Source organism: Fischerella sp. PCC 9605 (assembly GCF_000517105.1).
Classification (GTDB): domain Bacteria; phylum Cyanobacteriota; class Cyanobacteriia; order Cyanobacteriales; family Nostocaceae; genus PCC9605.
Genome location: NZ_KI912148.1, coordinates 2,238,218 through 2,254,506, shown reverse-complemented (window position 1 = coordinate 2,254,506; position 16,289 = coordinate 2,238,218). Strand labels below are relative to the sequence as shown.

The window sequence follows — 16,289 nt, the reverse complement described above, 5'->3', positions numbered from 1 at the left end:
TGTGAGTATCTGAAAGTAACTCACAGGATTTTTCATATTATTCTACAAAACTATAATCTTCTAAACAAAAAGTTAGATTTTAGTTGGTGCAAAAAATATTTGGGCAAAATCCGGAATAGAATCACTATACTTTGTAGCTCCCAATAGTTCAACAAAATCAGATAAACATTAACCCCATGTTGTTGAAACACAGGCGATATCTGTGCAACTGAAATTGCAAGCATGGGTGGCGATTTCCGAACTTCGCTATTTCTCTACTGCAAGGGAGCATATACATGAGTGCAGAATTTAAGTTTCACCCGGTTTCCCATAGTTGGGTTGCAATTCATCCCAATCCAAAAGGGGTAGTGCAATTTATAGGAGGTGCTTTTTTCGGTACTTTTCCAACTATATTTTATCGATATTTTTTAAGAAAGATTTTTGAAGAAGATTATACAATCATTGCTTTACCATTCAGGTTTACTTTTCGTCATTGGCCGATCGCAATTAGTTTATTGAGAGAACAAGGTGTATTAGCAGAAGATATCACTCAAATCGCTAAAAGATTAAATTACCAATATGACATCTATCAAGATAAGAAAAAATATTATTGGATTGGTCACAGCTTAGGGTGTAAATATATTACTCTCCTAGAGTTTCTCAGTAACGATTGGGAAACTATTTTAGAAAAAATCCCCGAAAAAATTCGTAAAGGCCAATTGCAACAAATTAAAGACAATCTTAGCAGCATTCCCAAAGAAAGATGCAATATTAAGGGTCAACCATCTTTACTGCTTGCACCTGATATTAGTGATACTGAAAGTGCTGTTCCTCAACCTCTAGCTTTCATCGCACATTCGCTGGATAGACTGGGTCTAGGTGTATTACCTACGAGAAAACAAACTCAGTACTTGATCAAAGAAAGTAAGTTATTTAACTTAACAGGAATGATTTCTTTTGATAAGGATACTATTGCCGGAAGTGTAACTGACAAAGACAAAAGCCCGAAGATTCAAGAAAATAGTGATGTACTTTGGATGTTGCGAAACTTGCCGCAAATTCAGCACCAAGAACTACCAGACACGCGGACTGTAAAAGGCAGACATTGCAAACATTTAGAACCAGTTGGCAATCAAATCGGTGAATATGTGGTTGATTTAAACCCAATGGATAAATTCATTCAACCGATTAAATTTAGACAACTAGAAGGTGTGGCGATTAAATTCTTAGGGGAACTGAAACACAAGGAACTGCTACTTCGTTCTAGCAACATTACTCAATCGGCAGCATAACCAGCCCAACTTGGCCAGATTTTTGATGATTCAACTTGGTGTCTTAGTGTCTTGGTGGTTAATAAAACTTACTTTTTGAACCACAAAGACACAAAGACACAAAGAAAACTTTATTTTAAAGATTTCACCTTTACAGGGGTACTACTAACCACTAACTAAAAAAAATGAGTCGCAATGCATACATGCTGCAAGGAAAATTAGCAACGAGAGGTTACGATTGGTGGTGGCACTCGTTGGTAGGCGTCAGCAAAAGTAGTGGCTTGCAAAGACCGTTTTTCATTGAGTATTTTGCGATCAATCCTGCACTTGGTGGCAAAGAGCCGATTTTAGGTCAACTGGAAGAAAATAAGCGCCAAGGTATCCGACCATCTTACGCCATGCTCATGGCTGGTAGCTGGAGTCAAAATGAGGCGGTACAAATTCATAACTACTATGGCATCACAGATTTTACTGCCTCGGTTGACAAAATGGATGTACGTATTGGTGACAATTTCGCTACGGAAACTCACATCAAAGGTGCGGTAAAGCTTTCACAGACACAAGCCACTGAACACCCAGAGTTTATGTCCGACGCCGGGGAAATGAGTTGGGATCTAGAGGCGAAAAAGGTGCTTTCCTATAGTGTGGGTTGCGGTGCATCTGAATTGGCGCGATCGCTCAATGCTTTTCAGATGTATTGGCATATCCAAGGGATGAAAACTCTCTACAACGGGACAATTATCTTCAACGGCGAGGAGTTTGCAGTCACCCCCGAAACAAGTTACGGCTATCAAGATAAAAACTGGGGTACAGACTACACAAATCCTTGGGTTTGGCTCAATTGCAACAATTTTACCTGCCGCACTACAAAGAAAAAGCTGGCGCTGACTAGTTTGGATGTGGGTGGTGCAAAAGCTGTATTTTTCGGTGTGCCTTTGCAACGCAGCGTACTTGTTGTTTTTTACCACGAGGAGCGACTGTATGAGTTTAATTTCTCAAAAATTTGGCAGTCCCCACGCCAAAAGTTTCGCTGCGAAGTCACGGAAAAGGAGGTAATTTGGGATATCGTTGCTTGGAATAAACAGGCGAAAATCGAGATATACTTCACCTGCGCGAAAGACACAATGCTATTTATCAATTATGAAAATCCGGATGGGGAAAAAAAGCACAATCAGTTATGGAATGGTGGTTATGCGGCGGGTACGGTGAAACTGTATCAACGAACAGGCAAAGATTTTGAGTTAATTGATATATTTGATGGCGAACTCGGCGGTTGCGAGTACGGCGTTTACTAGCGAAAGCGTTTCATCTGACTCTTACAAATAATCTTGAATGCCTCTGTGATAGTTTTTACAGGAACCTTGGTGAGCGATCGCACTGCACTCAAAACGCGGTTAACTTGATAGGGTGGTCGCTGGGAACTTAAACTCTGTAAGTATTCAGAGTGAAGTGTAAAGCCAAAGTTGACACCTTCTGGTAAACTGATTTTGGCGATCGCACCGCCTTTGAGGTCATTGGCAGCAAACAACCAACCTTCGTAGTATTCTTGGAACAACACGGTAGTCAATATGTAACCTTGACCTTCCGGTATAAATTGCACACTATCGAGCAAGTATCCTTCAGGAAATACATAGAAATCCAGACGGGAGCTACCCAGGCTTGCTAACGGTAACTCCGGATGGGCAGCCTGTTCAGCAAGCAAATCAGCGGTGAGGCTGTCCCAATCCTCATTGAGAGGAATACGAGTCAAAACAGAAGGCAGGTCTTGCAAAGGTATTTCTTCGTCTACAAGGATGCGATTGAGATCGTCGCGAAACTGGAGGTACTGGCGACGGCTGAGCAAGTCGCGATAAAAACCTCCATAAACTTGATAGATAGCAGAATAACCTTCAGCGCTGAACTGCTCCCGAGGGTCAGCAGTGAAGAGTTGAGTAGACCACCAGCCAGGATGGATAAATGTTTCTGTGTTGAGTGTGCGTGTATCTTGCGGCTCTACTTTGATCGTAACTTTGCGGAGAATGCCAGGATCAAAAGCAAACATCCAAGGAATGCCCCAGAACTCCGGTTGAAAACGTTGCCCGGTAAAGTGATTGATGTCATCGTCTTCGATGGCTTGAGTCAGACCAAGAGTACTTTGTTGAATAGCGCACAGTTGGATATGCCCCTCTTGCGTGTGGCGATAGTTCCACAGGAAATGATAGCTATCGCCTGGAAAAGTCACCAGTCGGGCGGGCACGGTTTCAGTATTTTCCACAAGGGCGCTGCGATCTACCACGTGGATTTGAGTTTGGGGATAGGGGCTGACTGGAGGAATCTTAAGACCGAGAACCGTGCTAAAGCCCATCTGGAAAGGCATATCTGGCACTAACACACAACGTTCGGTGACTACAAGCGAGTGGGTACTACCATCGAGTTCGACACCATCAACTTTCCACTGCTTGAGATTGCTTTTACCATCCCACATATATATGTAAGGATGACAAACCATGTCCCCCCAGATATTTTCTAAACGCGGTCTGGCTTTGAGTTCGCAACCAAGTAACAAACTGCTATCGGGTTCGTAGAAGGGGTGGGCTGTGTTCATCACCATTGGAAAAGCCAACCCTGGTGCGGTGATAACATGTTCGTCAAAATAACCGACGGGAGTAATAGTTTTGAGGCTAACTGGGTCGATCTCCCAATAACGTCCAGCATCCGCAGTCAGGAATACCCGCCCATCCATTTTGACCACAGCAGTATTAGCAATTTCAGCAATACCTAAAAGGCTGATGCTAGCGGGAAAGTAACCTCCCTTCCAAGTCCAAGGAAAGAGTTCTTGCCAGAAACCGTCCCAAGTTTGTAGAGGTTTGCTGTGTACGCGAATGCGACCATTTTCTGCTTTCAAATCCCAACGCACCACTACACCTGTACCGACAAATAGGTGTCTTTCTCGTGGACGATGATGAGGCCCGACGATGAAGATGTGACCAGAAATATCATTTGGCCATGAGCCGGTAACTTTGGCATCGAACTGACCAAAGCTGGAGCGAGAGAGAGCCTTTACTGGTATTACCATAACCACAGCCCTGATAGGTCAGGAAGAAATGACTCCAGTATGGCATCTGGGGCAGATTTAGTCCCATTAACCGCAATGATATTTAATCTGTTGTGAGAATATGGGATGGTGTGACAAAAAATGCTGCGAAGTTAAACAAAAATACTTACTCAAGAGTTATTAGAGACTTCCAAAACATAAATTATCCAAGAGTGCGTTACGGCGTTAAGCCTAACGCACCGCCTAACACAGACAAGGTGCGTTACGCTGTCGCGTTAACACACCCTACTGGCGTGGCAAGGCTAAATTTGTGCATTAGATTTTTAGCCTGTTTCGCGCTGAAGCGCTCACTACGAACATTTCTATTACACCATTTTAGGCTTGCCAGTCTACTACAACCATTGGTTGGAAGTCCATTAATACTTGCTAATGAGGTTCTAACACTCATTCATCAGGTTCCGATACTGATTCATCAGGTTCTAACACTCGTCGAAGAAGTTATACCAATACTCTAAAAACTGGCTACAGATAAAGCCACCAAAATATATTGCCTTCGAGCAATAGATGCAATAATTAGTTTTGTTAATTTCCCGATTTCAGCGTAGAGAGCAGCACGTAAATCATCAAGTTTCTGAGAGGGTGTTTGAAAAGTCGGGTATGTTGTAAAAAAGCTCTCTGGGTATACGCGCTCGTATAGATAGTAAACAGCACCGAGAGAGTGGTACTCGTGGCGCTTACCCCAGCAACCTGAGCTTGGAACAATATAATATTGATTAGTGACCTAATTCCAGAAGCAAAACCGGGTGGTCGTAAGCGTGAAGTCGATATGTGGGAAGTTCTCAATGCGATTTTCTACATTTTGCTAGAAGGAGTTAGATGGCGGTCGCTACCAGGAGATTTTCCAGCTTGGCAGACCGTCTATACATATTTTCGCAATTGGCGCAAAGATGGGACTTGGCTAAAAATCCATGACAGTCTCAGAGAATGGGTTCGGATCGAGAATCAACGTCATCCAAGTCCATCTGAAGCAATAATCGACAGCCAAAGTGTGAAAAGTGCAGCAATGGTGAGTCAGTCAGTTGGTTTTGATGCGGGTAAAAAGCTTAAAGGACGTAAGCGATTTATGAGCGTCGATACCTTGGGATTAGTGTTGAGGGTTTTAGTCACCGCAGCCAATGTTGGTGAACCAGAAGGAGGAAAGCAAGTCTTAAAGCAGGTTAAACAGTCTAATCAAAAGATATCTCGCTTAACAACCATATGGGTTGACGGTGGATTTGACGGAGAACCTTTTATGCAGTGGGTGATGAATTTTTGCCGTTGGATTGTGCAAGTCGTATTGCAATCGCAAGAGACTAAGGGTTTTGTCTTGCTCAAAAAACGTTGGGTTGTAGAGCGAACTTTTGGTTGGTTGATGGGATGTCGCCGATTGGTTCGAGATTATGAGTTATTGCCAGAAACATCAGAGACTTTTATTTATCTTGCCATGATACGTATTATGCTGAGACGATTAGCATAAATTTTTACTCCCAAAAACTTTTCAAACACGCTCTGAGGTAATAACCAACGAAGTCGCCGCTTAATATACTGCCAAACCTGCTCAATTGGATTTAACTCTGGAGAATGTGCTGGCTGAAATAATAAAATGATGTTATCTGGTATCTGAAGACGTTTGGCTTGATGAAATGCATCATTGTCGAGTTGAATAATGAGTACGGAATCAGCAAAATGTTGAGAAATCAGATTGAGGAAAATCTGGAAACAGTCAGTATTAAGATGCGAAAATTCCCAAAAAAAGCTCTCGCCTGTGAGTGGTTCAATGATTCCATCTAAATATGTTGCTTTGAACTGCCATTGATGTACACCAATCGGTTTAACACCACGAGCAGTAATTTTTCGTCCTGTGATTGTTTTCAATCCAATTCGAGTTTCATCCTCACAGCAAAAACGAATAGTTTTCGTGGTACATAAAACTGTCACACAAAACCAATGAAGCATTGCTAAGTTGTGTGCAAGGTTTTTTTAAATGCCTCTACTTGCGGCTGTTGCTGTTCAACGCTCTTGGGGCGAGGAACTTTCGGGTATGATTCCAAACGATAATAAACCAGCTTGTGAACTGTTTTATAACAAGTATTTACTCCCAAGTTTTGTTCCAACCACTCGACGATTTCTTGATAACCATTAAATCCTTGTGGTTCTTGCAATCTTTGAGCGAGTACTTTTTCTGCCCATTGTGGAATAGTTCTTGGTCTCCCTGGGGAAGATTTTTGTTTTAATAGTTCTTCAATCCCACCGGCTTTATACTGTCGAATCCATTTGTGTAATGTGACTCGATTCCGACCAATAATTTCTGCTGTTTGTGAAATTGTTTGTCCATGCCCTGTTTTGAGTAGATAGAGTAACTGCACTCTTTCTTTACAAGTTGCAGTTTTTTGTATTGCCAGTAGCTCTTTAAGTTCTTCTACGCTCTGTTTTATTTCTAGTTGATATACCCCTGACATTGGACATCCTTGATCTCATTAAATCTTATTCTCTCATCTGTAGCCTTATTTTGGAGAATTGGTATTACGTCTAATGTGAATGAATCCACAAAGAAAAGCAGAATGCTTGTTAGCAATAGTCCAGTTGTTTTTGGGAAACGTAGACGGACTCCCCGGAAGGTACACAGATACACACCAAATGCACAGCGACGATTTATCTGTGTTAATCTGTGGTCGATTTCTAATTATAAAAATACTAATGAGACCGTATCATCAAGTACCAATTCAAGAGTGTGGTGAACCTCTCGTAGCAATTCCCTTAGAATTGTTCGCGGTGGAGTTTCCCCATCCATATGAAAAATTAGGTGCGCCTTATGGCGAACATTCCCCTTATTTTCTCCGCCAAAGCCTTGTTGATAGTTTGATAGCAGCGCAAAATTACCTGCAATTGCTACGTCCTGATTGGCGCATTCAAATTTTTGACGCTTATCGTCCAGTGGTTGTCCAGCAGTTTATGGTAGATTACACTTTTGCCGAAGCTGTGCGCGAGAGAGGACTCGTTGAGGCTGAGTTATCTGCAACCCAGCGCCAAGAGATTTGGCAGGAAGTTTATAAAATTTGGGCTGAACCCAGTTTGGATGAAAAAACACCACCGCCTCACAGTACTGGTGCTGCTGTAGATGTAACATTGGTGGATGAGACAGGCGAGGTTGTAAACATGGGTTCGCCAATTGATGAATTGTCAGAGCGATCGCTCCCCGATTACTATGCTATTAGCGATATTCCAGAAGCACAGCAGTATCATGGGAACCGTTTACTATTGTGTGATGTGATGGAAAAAGCCGGATTTAAACGCAACCCTCGCGAGTGGTGGCATTTTTCCTTAGGCGATCAGATGTGGGCTTGGTTGCATAATCAAGCAAATCCAGATCAGAATTTTGTAGCACGCTATGGCCGTCTTGTGTAGATGTGATAGAGAACCCCACCCCTAACCTCTCCTCCAAAGTTCTGAATTCTGCAAGAAGCCGCCCTGCGGGCGTCTACGGCGGAAGCCGCAGAAGCGTCTGGTGACTTCTCTCCGACGCAACGGCGACACTTTTGACATACTCACCGCCCACGCATAGTCGGTGATTCTTGACGGCTCACAGCAACGGGCTACAAAAGTAGTCTTATAGTCGCTCCCCGTCCGTTTAAGGTCGTGCCGATGCCCCATGCCGACCATTTTTATGTTTTTGGCTGCATTCTCGTCTCTATCGTGCTCAGCACCGCAGTTCAAGCAGAGTACACAAGGAATTGATAGATCGATTTTACCCCATTTCAAACCGCATTCAGAGCACACTTGGCTTGTTGGCTCCCATCGATTGATGGTCTGAAATGTCCTACCAAGTTTCTGTGATTTTGCTTCCCACAGATTTCTAAACTCTCTCCAACCTTAGAAACTAATTGCTCTGGCTAATCGACGGTTTTGCACCATTGCTGACACATTCAGATCTTCCAAAACAATGACTTGGTTATCGTTGACAATTTTGGTCGATAGTTTGTGGAGAAAATCTTTGCGGGTATCTGCAATTCGGTTGTGTTGTTTAGCAATCTGAAGACGAATTTTGTTTCTCCGTTTTGAGTCTTTTTGCTGACGTGCCAATTTCTTCTGAAGCTTGCGAATTTTACGATCCTGCTCTGAGTAGTTGGGACTTTCGGACTTAGAACCATCAGACATTACAGCAAAAGTTTTGAGTCCTAAATCGACTCCAATGCTTTGGTTTTTGGCATCAGTTTGATTCGGCTCAATCTCGATTACAAAACTCAAGAAATACCGATTTGCACAGTCTTTTATGACCGTTACAGAACTCGGAATAGAGGGGAGTTCTCTAGACCAGATCGGCTTTACGTTGCCAATCTTTGCTAAGTAGACTTCTCCGGAGGATATCTTGAAAGCCGTAGTTGCAAAAGTTGCAGACTGGCGATTTGATTTCTTTTTGAATTTTGGCAAACCTACTTCTTTACCCTTTCTCTTTCCATTTCTGGACTCAAAAAAGTTTTTATAGGCAGCCTCTAACTGTCTAAGTGATTGTTGCAACGGCACAGAAGAAACATTCGCTAACCAGTGTCTCGATTCAGTCTTCTTAGCTTGAGTCAACATTGCAGCAAGCTTGTTATACCCTGGCAGTTTTTCAGACTGCTTGCACAAAGCTAAAGCATCATTCCAGACTACCCGCACACAACCAAACAACTGAGCTAAACTCACCTGCTGTTGGTCTGTTGGGTAGAAACGGTATTGATATCTCGCTTTCATTGTCTGTGATAGAATTGGTCTGCAAATGCATTCTAACTTGGTCTACAGAAAATGACAACCCAATTACGCAGAGAAAGACATGGTATTTCGAGTCTAAAAGTTCATTTGGTCTGTGTCACTAAATATCGTAGGTCTGTATTTACTCCCGAAAGCCTTGAACTGATTGAAAAATCATTCAAAGAGGTTGCTAAGAAAATGGATTTTCAAATCCTCGAATTCAATGGGGAATCTGACCATATTCACGCATTGATTGAATATCCACCCAAGCTTTCTATCTCTCAAATAGTCAACGCTCTAAAAGGAGTGTCTAGCCGTCGATATGGTCAGGCTGGGTATCCTAAGCCGTATGGAAAAGATGCCCTCTGGAGTCCTAGCTACTTTGTTAGCTCCGTTGGAGGCGCACCGATTGAAGTGCTTAAGCACTACATTCGAGAACAAGAAAAGCCGTCCTTCTAGGACGGGGTTTTAGACCCAAAATTTTCGATAAGGAAGCATTAGCTGATGTTAAATCTGCTATTCATCGTCATATCGAAATATTTGGTGAAGAGGTTTTAAGTCTAAGCTAAAGTTGATTGTTTCGCCTCTAATTCTTTAACACGATTTTGTAGCTGTTCGAGTTCATCAATTAGCTGTAAAACAGTCACGCCAATGTCTGGCCTAACTTCCGACTGTGCAGTATTATTGATTTGCGACTGCGCCCAATCTGCTAATTTTTTTAGTGTCATTTTCTTATCCTCCAATCAATCCAACGGTTAGGATCGGGACGGTAAACAAAGACTACGGCAATGGACGCTGACGTAACTGTGTACGTTCTAATACTGTAAAATATCCTTCTAAAGCTAATCCTTCAATATTCAGCAAACGTAGTAAATCTTGTGCTGATTCTTCAGGTGTTATGGGAAAATAAACTAAACCAATTGGTGCTGGCATCCGCATACGGTAAATTAATTCACCATAATCTCGGTCAAAAGTCAAAATAATTCTTACTTCATGAACTGCCCGTTCCAAAACCTGAGAATCTTCTGCACCAGGCGCGTCTTCACTCCCGTAAGCGACATCATAACCAACTTCGCGTAGCCGTTGCACACTCATTACAGGGAAATTTTCATTTGCAAGAAAACGCATTATGCTGTCTCAGATAAAAATGGTAGCGTATACAAAGATTCTTCTTGCATACACTCAGCAGCAAAAGCAAATACAGCCTGTAATGATTCAGTTGTGAGAGTGGGATAGTTTTCTAGCACTTGTTGTATTGTCCAGCCATTTGCAAATAACCCTAATAAGAATTCAACTGATAATCTAGTTCCTTTGACTGTTGGTTTACCCAATAATATTTTCGGGTCTGAATGGATGTATTGTCGCCAGTCCATAATTATGTAGTTCCAAAAAATTACTACTACTAGTTTAATAAAATTTCCATTACACAATATCTTTCCGTTTTTGCAACAACAACGCCACAACTAAATAAACCAACGTATGCACACCCAAAATTCCCCAATTTAAACCTAAATTCTTCCAAGTTGGATCGTAAACAGAAGAAACTTCAAAAATATTATCTAAAGATGGTGCGCCTGGAGTACTTTTTGGAACCATTGCATTAACATCAACTAAGACTCCATAAGCACCAATTGACCATCTACTAATTGTTAGCCAACCTAGTTTAGCCGCTAATCCTGTCAATTCAAACAGCACTCCTGAGAGAATGATTTGGGGAATCATAATCAAGGGAAGAATACTATTTGCTTCGTTTTCACTTTTAACAAAAGCAGAAATCATTAAACTGAGACTAACACTGGCTAGTAGGGTTAAAAAAGTAGTAATACCCAAACCCAATAACCAAGGCATGAGATTAGATTCTGGTGATTTAAAACCCACTAAGACAGCTGCAACAATTAACAGAGTTTGCAGCAAAACTAAACCAGAACGAATCAGAACTTTAGAACCCAAATAAGGAAATAAGCCTAAGTTGATGAGTCTTTCTCGCGCATAAATGGCTGCTTCTTTGACAATTTCCCGCACGGAACTAGAAAGTCCTACCCAAATTCCTATACAGCTGAAGATAAATAGTACTTTGAGTGCTAGCGGGCCTTGAGTAATTTCTGCCGGATCGAGTTTTTTTAGCGGTGTCTCGTCTCGCAAGATCCAAGCAGTCAGCGCGATCGCGATCGGCCCCGATACCAAAGAGAAAATTATACTAGCGCGATCGCGTAATACTAATTGCAGATACCGTTGACTCAACAACCACAGTTGTTTAAGCGGAGATATGCCTGTGTGGATACTATCATCCGGTTTAGAAGTATTATCTTTACCAGGTTTTAACTGTGATTTTACGTATTTTTGGCATTCTGGCGATCTTTCGTATTTGTGCGACCAATTGTCAACGGTTGTTGTAACATCCTTCGCACTACCGCCCTGGTCGAGTTTGATATAGATATCTGAAAAATACTTTAAGTCTTCTGAGGGCATCTCAAAAAAGCGTAGTGCTTCCTGGGGAGGGCCAAAGTAGCAAAGTTTGCCACCCCTACCCATGAACGCAATGCGATCGCACACCTCAATATTAGCTGTAGCATGGGTAACTAATACCACTGTCCGCCCTTGGTCTGCCAACTCCCGCAGCAGGCGCATCATCTCTTTGTCTAAACCAGGATCAAGACCAGAAGTCGGTTCATCCAAAAAGAACAGTTTTGGGTCTGCTAAAAGTTCTACACCGATGCTGACGCGCTTGCGTTGCCCGCCACTGAGGTTACGTATAAAATTTGTCCGGACGTGAGTGAGCTTAATTTGGTCTAAGGTCTTATCAACTACATCCTTAACATTTATATCGGGTGGCAATCTTAGCTTGCAAGCATAAGCTAGAACTTCCTCAACTCTCAGATCGGGATGCACAATATCATCTTGGGGGACATAGCCTAATTGCGAACGATACATCGGCCAGTTTTGCCGCAAATTGTGCCCGTTCAGATAGACTGTGCCAGAAGATACCGGTTCAATTCCCAATAAAGATTTCATCAAGGTGGACTTACCAGCACCACTACCGCCAACTAATGCCACCAATTGTCCTGGTTCAATCACCAATGACACATCGTTAAGAATAACTTTTTCGCGTCCCTCTTTATCTTTGACCTTGCGTTTCAATCGGTGGACATCAAGGCGAATTTGACTACCACTATCCAGTAATTCTAAGCAGTCTGGGCGATAAAGCAGGCTAAACGGGCCAATCTGAATCCTGCTTTGATCCGCTAGTTGTACACGTTTTGAGACTCGTTGACCGTTGACAAAAGTACCATTTGTACTCAAGTCTTGGAGAATGTGTCCCCCTTTCCCATCAGGATAAATCGCAGCGTGTAGACGGGAAACTGTAGGTGCATCTAACTGCATTGAGGAATAGCGATCCGGTGTGGGAAACCGACCGAGTTGCACGGGCCAATCTTTCAAACCCTTTAACACCAAGCGACGGTGAGACGGGATTGTTGCTGGAGCATCAACTGGATTAAAGTAATTTAGCTGAATTCGGTTATGAGGAGATTGACCGATTTCTAACTGCACTCCATTTTTTAACAGGTAGCCTGTGGAGGGATCAATGCGAATTTGATTTAAAAATATGCCGTTGCGGCTGGGATTGATACCATCACCATCGTAAATGCGATAATCTTCTCCTTCTTTTCGTAAGATAGCCTGTTTTCTAGAGAAGACTTCCCAGCCTATCGGTACTTCTAAATCTGCCCACTCCCGACCACGCCCTAAGCGATGTTCATCTTTTTGGAGATAAAGCCGTAGGGTTTGACCTTGATTATTAAGTTCCAAAAAAGGTTGAGGACTTACAAGCGTAGCTTGTTCAAAGCTCCCTGTCATGAGATTTCTTAAACTTAGTTATCTAATTAAAATCACACCCTTACCCTAAAAAAATTATGGATAATTTTCCGGATGAGTTTGTAGACTAGCTCAGCAGTTGGACATGAATAAACTAAGAGAGTTGTTGGTAGTTGGTTGTTATTTGTTGTTTGGAACAACCAACAAACAACACACAACAAACAACGATTGCCTATCATGTTTATTTACACCGAGTCAATTACTTATTTCTATAATGATCGGGAACAACCTAATATTAGTCAACATATATTTTAGAATAGCAACATTTACTGCAATCAAGGTTAACTTTTTAGTGCGATCGCCTTCCTATACCATCTTAAAAAGAGATAATTAAAATTACTCACACCCGATCATCTCCTTTTACAGTAATTTAATAATTATGAAAACTATTATTTTTATTTGGCCGCGTTTTTTTATCCAGCTATTAGTCTTAATTGGACTACTAGGGGCGGGATGCAATTCTCAACAAACAAATAACGTCCCAGACAAACTGACCATTGGTGTAGTGAGCTATGGTGAAGGAAAAGTTTCACTCGAGAATTATGAGCGCTTTAAAGACTACATTGCCTCACAAACTAAGTCAATAGTGGATCTGGAACCAGCTTACAACGAATTACAAGCCATTCACCAAATTCATAACAAAAGATGGGATATGGTGTTTGCACCTCCTGGTTTAGCAGCGATCGCGATCGGCAAAGAACTTTACATTCCTCTATTTTCAATGGAAGGAGCCAGTAGTAGACAACGCTCTTTACTGATTGTCCGAGACGACAAACCAATTCAAAAAATATCAGACTTGGCTAATAAAACCATTGCCTTAGGAGAAGCCGGTTCTGCTGCTGGTTACTATGTTCCTTTATACGACCTCTACGGTTTAACCCTAGCTCAAATCCGTTCTGCTCCTACTCCCAAAACTATCCTTGAATGGATTGATAACGGCACTGTTGATGCGGGTGCTATATCAGAGCAAGATTTTGAAGTTCATCGACGCAGTTTTAGTGCAACCAAGTTTAGAATTTTACACACAAGCCGATGGATACCCCCTGGAGTGATGCTGCTTGCACCAACGGTAGACCGCAATCAACAGCAGCAAATCCAAAAAGTCATGAACGATGCACCTGCTGATATTGCTGGCGACGCAGGTTACGTTCCTGCTGCTAGAATACCTAATTACAAGGAGTTTATTAAGATAGTCGAAAAAGTTAGACCTTTAGAAGCACGAGTTAAGCAAACACCTGCAATTCTCCTCCCAGAAACACCTACCGAGCAAAATCAAAGTTAATGGGCAAGCAGTTAATTGAATGATGCTTCATAAAATTTAATAATTTATTTGCATATTTTCTAAGAGTTATACCGATAAATAATTAGGCATTTGGCGGGTTGGCGGATGAATAAACTTCTTAACGAAAAATTACCTTTCTTTTAAAAGGGTAATTATATGTAAAAGCTTCAAATTGGGTTCTCCTAGAGGATAATCTGGAAAACCCAAACTTGAAATTTACTATAAATCTTAATTTTCTGCTAGAGTTGCTCAGCAATTCAAATTAAAGATATTTTGACAGATTGCGTACGAAAACCAATACTCTAGCAGTTGAAGTTAAAGATATCCAAATTTTCTATATAAAATAGCTAGGAGTATTGTAATATGTCTCAGTCCCATTTAGTCAGGCCGGAAATACCTTCAGGAACTTTAATAGATAACCGTTATATAATTCAAAAACTCCTAGGACAAGGTGGTTTGGGACGGACTTATTTGGCGTATGATACTCGTCGCTTCAACGAACCCTGCGTTCTGAAGGAATTTGCCCCCATTGGTACAGGGGGAGGAGGTTTGGAAAAATGCCGCAATTTGTTCAAAAGAGAAGCGAAAATCCTTCACCAGTTAGAACATCCCCAAATTCCTCGCTTCCTGGCTTGCTTTGAAGGAGATGGTCGTCTATTCCTAGTACAAGAGTATGTAAATGGTAAAACCTATTCAGCACTCTTGCGAGAACGTCAAATTCAAGGACAAGCTTTTTCAGAAGAAGAAGTAATTCGGTGGCTGAAGAACTTACTGCCTGTCTTAGAATACATCCACCAACATCATATTATTCATAGAGATATTTCTCCTGATAATATTATGTTACCAGAAGGCAAGGTTTTGCCTGTACTGATTGATTTTGGAGTAGGAAAACAAATAGCCGACCTCAACGATCCCACTAATTCTAATCAAGCCACTTTTGTTGGCAAAATGTCTCTAGTAGGAAAAGTGGGATATGCTCCTCGCGAACAAATTAGTTTGGGGTTGTGTTCTCCTAGTAGCGATCTCTATGCTTTGGGGGTAACAGCCGTTGTGCTGCTTACAGGTAGAGATCCATCCTTTTTAATGGATCAGTACACCTTGGAGTGGAAGTGGCGTTTTTACACCTATGTCGGCGATGAATTTGCTCAAATACTAGATAAAATGCTGGCAGATACACCCAGGTTGCGATATCAAACATCTCAAGAAGTTGTTAGGGATCTTGAGTTTTTAGAACAAGCTCAAATGCGATCGCCATCAACAATGTTTGATGTTCCTCCTACCATACTCGCTCCTGAATCTCAATCTGTGATGGCATCGACGAACTCCCCCAATCCATCTACAGATGAAACAGTTCTGGTTTCACCTTTTAACGAAGAACCATCTCAAAACCAATCCACTTTTCAAAATCAACAAACTTTTCAAAATCAACCGATTTTTCGCACTCAACAAACTTACCAAGGTCAACAAACTTCTCAAAATCAACCCCATTCTCGCGGTCAACAAACTTACCAAGGTCAACAAACCTCTCAAAATCAACCCACTTCTCGCACTCAAAAAACTTACCAAGGTCAACAAACCTCTCAAAATCAACCCACTTCTCGCACTCAAAAAACCTTCCAAGGTCAACAAACTTCTCAAAATCAACAAATTACCTCCCTCAACGCCGCTTTTGTACAGCGTTGTCAAGAAGCTTTAGCTTTCTACATTGGACCGATCGCAAGTTTAGTAATAGAAGACGCATTAGCTGAAAATCCGCAAGCGACACCTTACCAATTCGTTGAACTCTTAGCTGGAGAAATACCAGAACCGCAAGCAGCACTTGAATTTACCAGACGGTTATTTTCATAAAAGTTTAAGCTAATGTGCTTGTAAATATTACTTTTTATAGTTAAAACGAATATTGGCGATTAGTCTTTTGTGTTCTACAAAGAACTAATCACCAATAAATTAAGTAGAAAAGCATAAATAAACTAAAAACGGGGCAGGCTAGAAGCCCACCCCACAAGAGGTTTAATAATATTGTGGGGTGGGCATCCTGCCCGCCCGTATAAAATACAAGATATTTTACGTTTAATTATGTTGA

Annotated in this window: 15 protein-coding genes and 1 pseudogene; 7 read left to right on the top strand and 9 right to left on the bottom strand. The window is 41.7% G+C overall.

Annotated features, from left to right (window positions below; all coding sequences use genetic code 11):
• The first annotated feature begins 275 nt into the window (after positions 1 to 275).
• Both FIS9605_RS36930 and FIS9605_RS0112245 read left to right on the top strand, forming a co-directional pair.
• The gene (locus FIS9605_RS36930) at positions 276 to 1,271 is read left to right on the top strand and encodes a DUF1350 family protein (RefSeq protein WP_051469981.1); all 996 of its coding nucleotides are present in this window, start codon (positions 276 to 278) and stop codon (positions 1,269 to 1,271) included.
• A gap of 164 nt (positions 1,272 to 1,435) precedes the next feature.
• Positions 1,436 to 2,545: a tocopherol cyclase family protein gene (locus FIS9605_RS0112245; RefSeq protein ID WP_026732839.1), complete on the top strand. Its 1,110-nt coding sequence runs from the start codon at positions 1,436 to 1,438 to the stop codon at positions 2,543 to 2,545.
• Here the strand turns inward: FIS9605_RS0112245 and FIS9605_RS0112240 are convergent.
• On the bottom strand, positions 2,542 to 4,305 hold the full coding sequence (locus tag FIS9605_RS0112240; RefSeq protein WP_035139550.1) for a carotenoid oxygenase family protein: 1,764 nt from the start codon (positions 4,303 to 4,305) through the stop codon (positions 2,542 to 2,544). The two genes, FIS9605_RS0112245 and FIS9605_RS0112240, sit on opposite strands and share 4 nt — an antisense overlap.
• Before the next feature lie 726 nt (positions 4,306 to 5,031).
• On the opposite strand from FIS9605_RS0112240, the gene FIS9605_RS36925 reads away from it, so the two are divergent.
• Positions 5,032 to 5,800 (top strand): IS5 family transposase gene (locus FIS9605_RS36925; RefSeq protein WP_442854705.1). Its coding sequence is split into 2 segments (ribosomal slippage): positions 5,032 to 5,052 and positions 5,054 to 5,800, totalling 768 coding nucleotides; the frame shifts between segments, so codons are not numbered across the junction.
• Here the strand turns inward: FIS9605_RS36925 and FIS9605_RS44015 are convergent.
• Positions 5,758 to 6,279, bottom strand: coding sequence for an IS630 family transposase (locus FIS9605_RS44015; RefSeq protein WP_051469980.1), 522 nt, complete (start codon positions 6,277 to 6,279; stop codon positions 5,758 to 5,760). The two genes, FIS9605_RS36925 and FIS9605_RS44015, sit on opposite strands and share 43 nt — an antisense overlap.
• A gap of 2 nt (positions 6,280 to 6,281) precedes the next feature.
• The gene (locus FIS9605_RS44010) at positions 6,282 to 6,782 is read right to left on the bottom strand and encodes a helix-turn-helix domain-containing protein (RefSeq protein WP_026732837.1); all 501 of its coding nucleotides are present in this window, start codon (positions 6,780 to 6,782) and stop codon (positions 6,282 to 6,284) included.
• Between the two features lie 238 nt (positions 6,783 to 7,020).
• Here FIS9605_RS44010 and FIS9605_RS0112220 point away from each other — a divergent pair, with 238 nt between their 5' ends.
• Positions 7,021 to 7,728: a M15 family metallopeptidase gene (locus tag FIS9605_RS0112220; protein WP_026732836.1), complete on the top strand. Its 708-nt coding sequence runs from the start codon at positions 7,021 to 7,023 to the stop codon at positions 7,726 to 7,728.
• Positions 7,729 to 7,749: 21 nt separating this feature from the next.
• On the opposite strand, the pseudogene FIS9605_RS45165 reads toward FIS9605_RS0112220, so the two are convergent.
• Positions 7,750 to 8,178: pseudogene (locus FIS9605_RS45165) on the bottom strand (zinc ribbon domain-containing protein); the annotation flags it as partial.
• A 15-nt stretch (positions 8,179 to 8,193) separates the two neighbouring features.
• Positions 8,194 to 9,054 (bottom strand): RNA-guided endonuclease InsQ/TnpB family protein, encoded by an 861-nt coding sequence (locus FIS9605_RS36915; protein ID WP_231510306.1) that lies wholly within the window; start codon positions 9,052 to 9,054, stop codon positions 8,194 to 8,196.
• A 51-nt stretch (positions 9,055 to 9,105) separates the two neighbouring features.
• Between FIS9605_RS36915 and tnpA the strand changes: the two genes are divergently transcribed.
• Positions 9,106 to 9,510, top strand: a complete 405-nt coding sequence (gene tnpA, locus FIS9605_RS0112210) for an IS200/IS605 family transposase (RefSeq protein ID WP_026732835.1) — start codon at positions 9,106 to 9,108, stop codon at positions 9,508 to 9,510.
• A gap of 101 nt (positions 9,511 to 9,611) precedes the next feature.
• On the opposite strand, the gene FIS9605_RS44005 is transcribed toward tnpA, so the two are convergent.
• From FIS9605_RS44005 to FIS9605_RS0112190, 4 genes are read right to left on the bottom strand one after another with little or no spacing between them, the layout of a single operon-like run.
• Complete coding sequence (locus tag FIS9605_RS44005; RefSeq protein WP_197036028.1) at positions 9,612 to 9,779, bottom strand: hypothetical protein; 168 nt, start codon at positions 9,777 to 9,779, stop codon at positions 9,612 to 9,614.
• Positions 9,780 to 9,831: 52 nt separating this feature from the next.
• Positions 9,832 to 10,179 carry a DUF5615 family PIN-like protein gene (locus tag FIS9605_RS0112200; RefSeq protein ID WP_026732834.1) on the bottom strand — a complete coding sequence of 116 codons (348 nt, stop codon included), beginning with the start codon at positions 10,177 to 10,179 and terminating at the stop codon, positions 9,832 to 9,834.
• Complete coding sequence (locus tag FIS9605_RS0112195; protein ID WP_026732833.1) at positions 10,179 to 10,424, bottom strand: DUF433 domain-containing protein; 246 nt, start codon at positions 10,422 to 10,424, stop codon at positions 10,179 to 10,181. Before FIS9605_RS0112195 ends, FIS9605_RS0112200 begins: the two co-directional genes overlap by 1 nt.
• Positions 10,425 to 10,473: 49 nt before the next feature.
• Positions 10,474 to 12,906: an ATP-binding cassette domain-containing protein gene (locus FIS9605_RS0112190; RefSeq protein WP_026732832.1), complete on the bottom strand. Its 2,433-nt coding sequence runs from the start codon at positions 12,904 to 12,906 to the stop codon at positions 10,474 to 10,476.
• Positions 12,907 to 13,303: 397 nt separating this feature from the next.
• Here FIS9605_RS0112190 and FIS9605_RS0112185 point away from each other — a divergent pair, with 397 nt between their 5' ends.
• Positions 13,304 to 14,206: a phosphate/phosphite/phosphonate ABC transporter substrate-binding protein gene (locus FIS9605_RS0112185; protein WP_026732831.1), complete on the top strand. Its 903-nt coding sequence runs from the start codon at positions 13,304 to 13,306 to the stop codon at positions 14,204 to 14,206.
• A 363-nt stretch (positions 14,207 to 14,569) separates the two neighbouring features.
• Positions 14,570 to 16,054 (top strand): serine/threonine-protein kinase, encoded by a 1,485-nt coding sequence (locus tag FIS9605_RS0112180; protein ID WP_026732830.1) that lies wholly within the window; start codon positions 14,570 to 14,572, stop codon positions 16,052 to 16,054.
• The last annotated feature ends 235 nt before the right edge of the window (positions 16,055 to 16,289 follow it).

Excerpts from the sequence above, each read along its gene's own strand:
- FIS9605_RS36930 (WP_051469981.1), top strand. The coding sequence starts at position 276 with ATGAGTGCAGAATTTAAGTTTCACCCGGTTTCCCATAGTTGGGTTGCA.
- FIS9605_RS0112180 (WP_026732830.1), top strand. The coding sequence starts at position 14,570 with ATGTCTCAGTCCCATTTAGTCAGGCCGGAAATACCTTCAGGAACTTTA.
- FIS9605_RS36915 (WP_231510306.1), bottom strand. The coding sequence starts at position 9,054 with ATGAAAGCGAGATATCAATACCGTTTCTACCCAACAGACCAACAGCAG.
- FIS9605_RS0112190 (WP_026732832.1), bottom strand. The coding sequence starts at position 12,906 with ATGACAGGGAGCTTTGAACAAGCTACGCTTGTAAGTCCTCAACCTTTT.
- FIS9605_RS44015 (WP_051469980.1), bottom strand. The coding sequence starts at position 6,279 with ATGCTTCATTGGTTTTGTGTGACAGTTTTATGTACCACGAAAACTATT.
- FIS9605_RS44010 (WP_026732837.1), bottom strand. The coding sequence starts at position 6,782 with ATGTCAGGGGTATATCAACTAGAAATAAAACAGAGCGTAGAAGAACTT.
- tnpA (WP_026732835.1), top strand. The coding sequence starts at position 9,106 with ATGACAACCCAATTACGCAGAGAAAGACATGGTATTTCGAGTCTAAAA.
- FIS9605_RS0112195 (WP_026732833.1), bottom strand. The coding sequence starts at position 10,424 with ATGGACTGGCGACAATACATCCATTCAGACCCGAAAATATTATTGGGT.
- FIS9605_RS0112245 (WP_026732839.1), top strand. The coding sequence starts at position 1,436 with ATGAGTCGCAATGCATACATGCTGCAAGGAAAATTAGCAACGAGAGGT.
- FIS9605_RS0112220 (WP_026732836.1), top strand. The coding sequence starts at position 7,021 with ATGAGACCGTATCATCAAGTACCAATTCAAGAGTGTGGTGAACCTCTC.
- FIS9605_RS44005 (WP_197036028.1), bottom strand. The coding sequence starts at position 9,779 with ATGACACTAAAAAAATTAGCAGATTGGGCGCAGTCGCAAATCAATAAT.
- FIS9605_RS0112185 (WP_026732831.1), top strand. The coding sequence starts at position 13,304 with ATGAAAACTATTATTTTTATTTGGCCGCGTTTTTTTATCCAGCTATTA.
- FIS9605_RS0112200 (WP_026732834.1), bottom strand. The coding sequence starts at position 10,179 with ATGCGTTTTCTTGCAAATGAAAATTTCCCTGTAATGAGTGTGCAACGG.
- FIS9605_RS0112240 (WP_035139550.1), bottom strand. The coding sequence starts at position 4,305 with ATGGTAATACCAGTAAAGGCTCTCTCTCGCTCCAGCTTTGGTCAGTTC.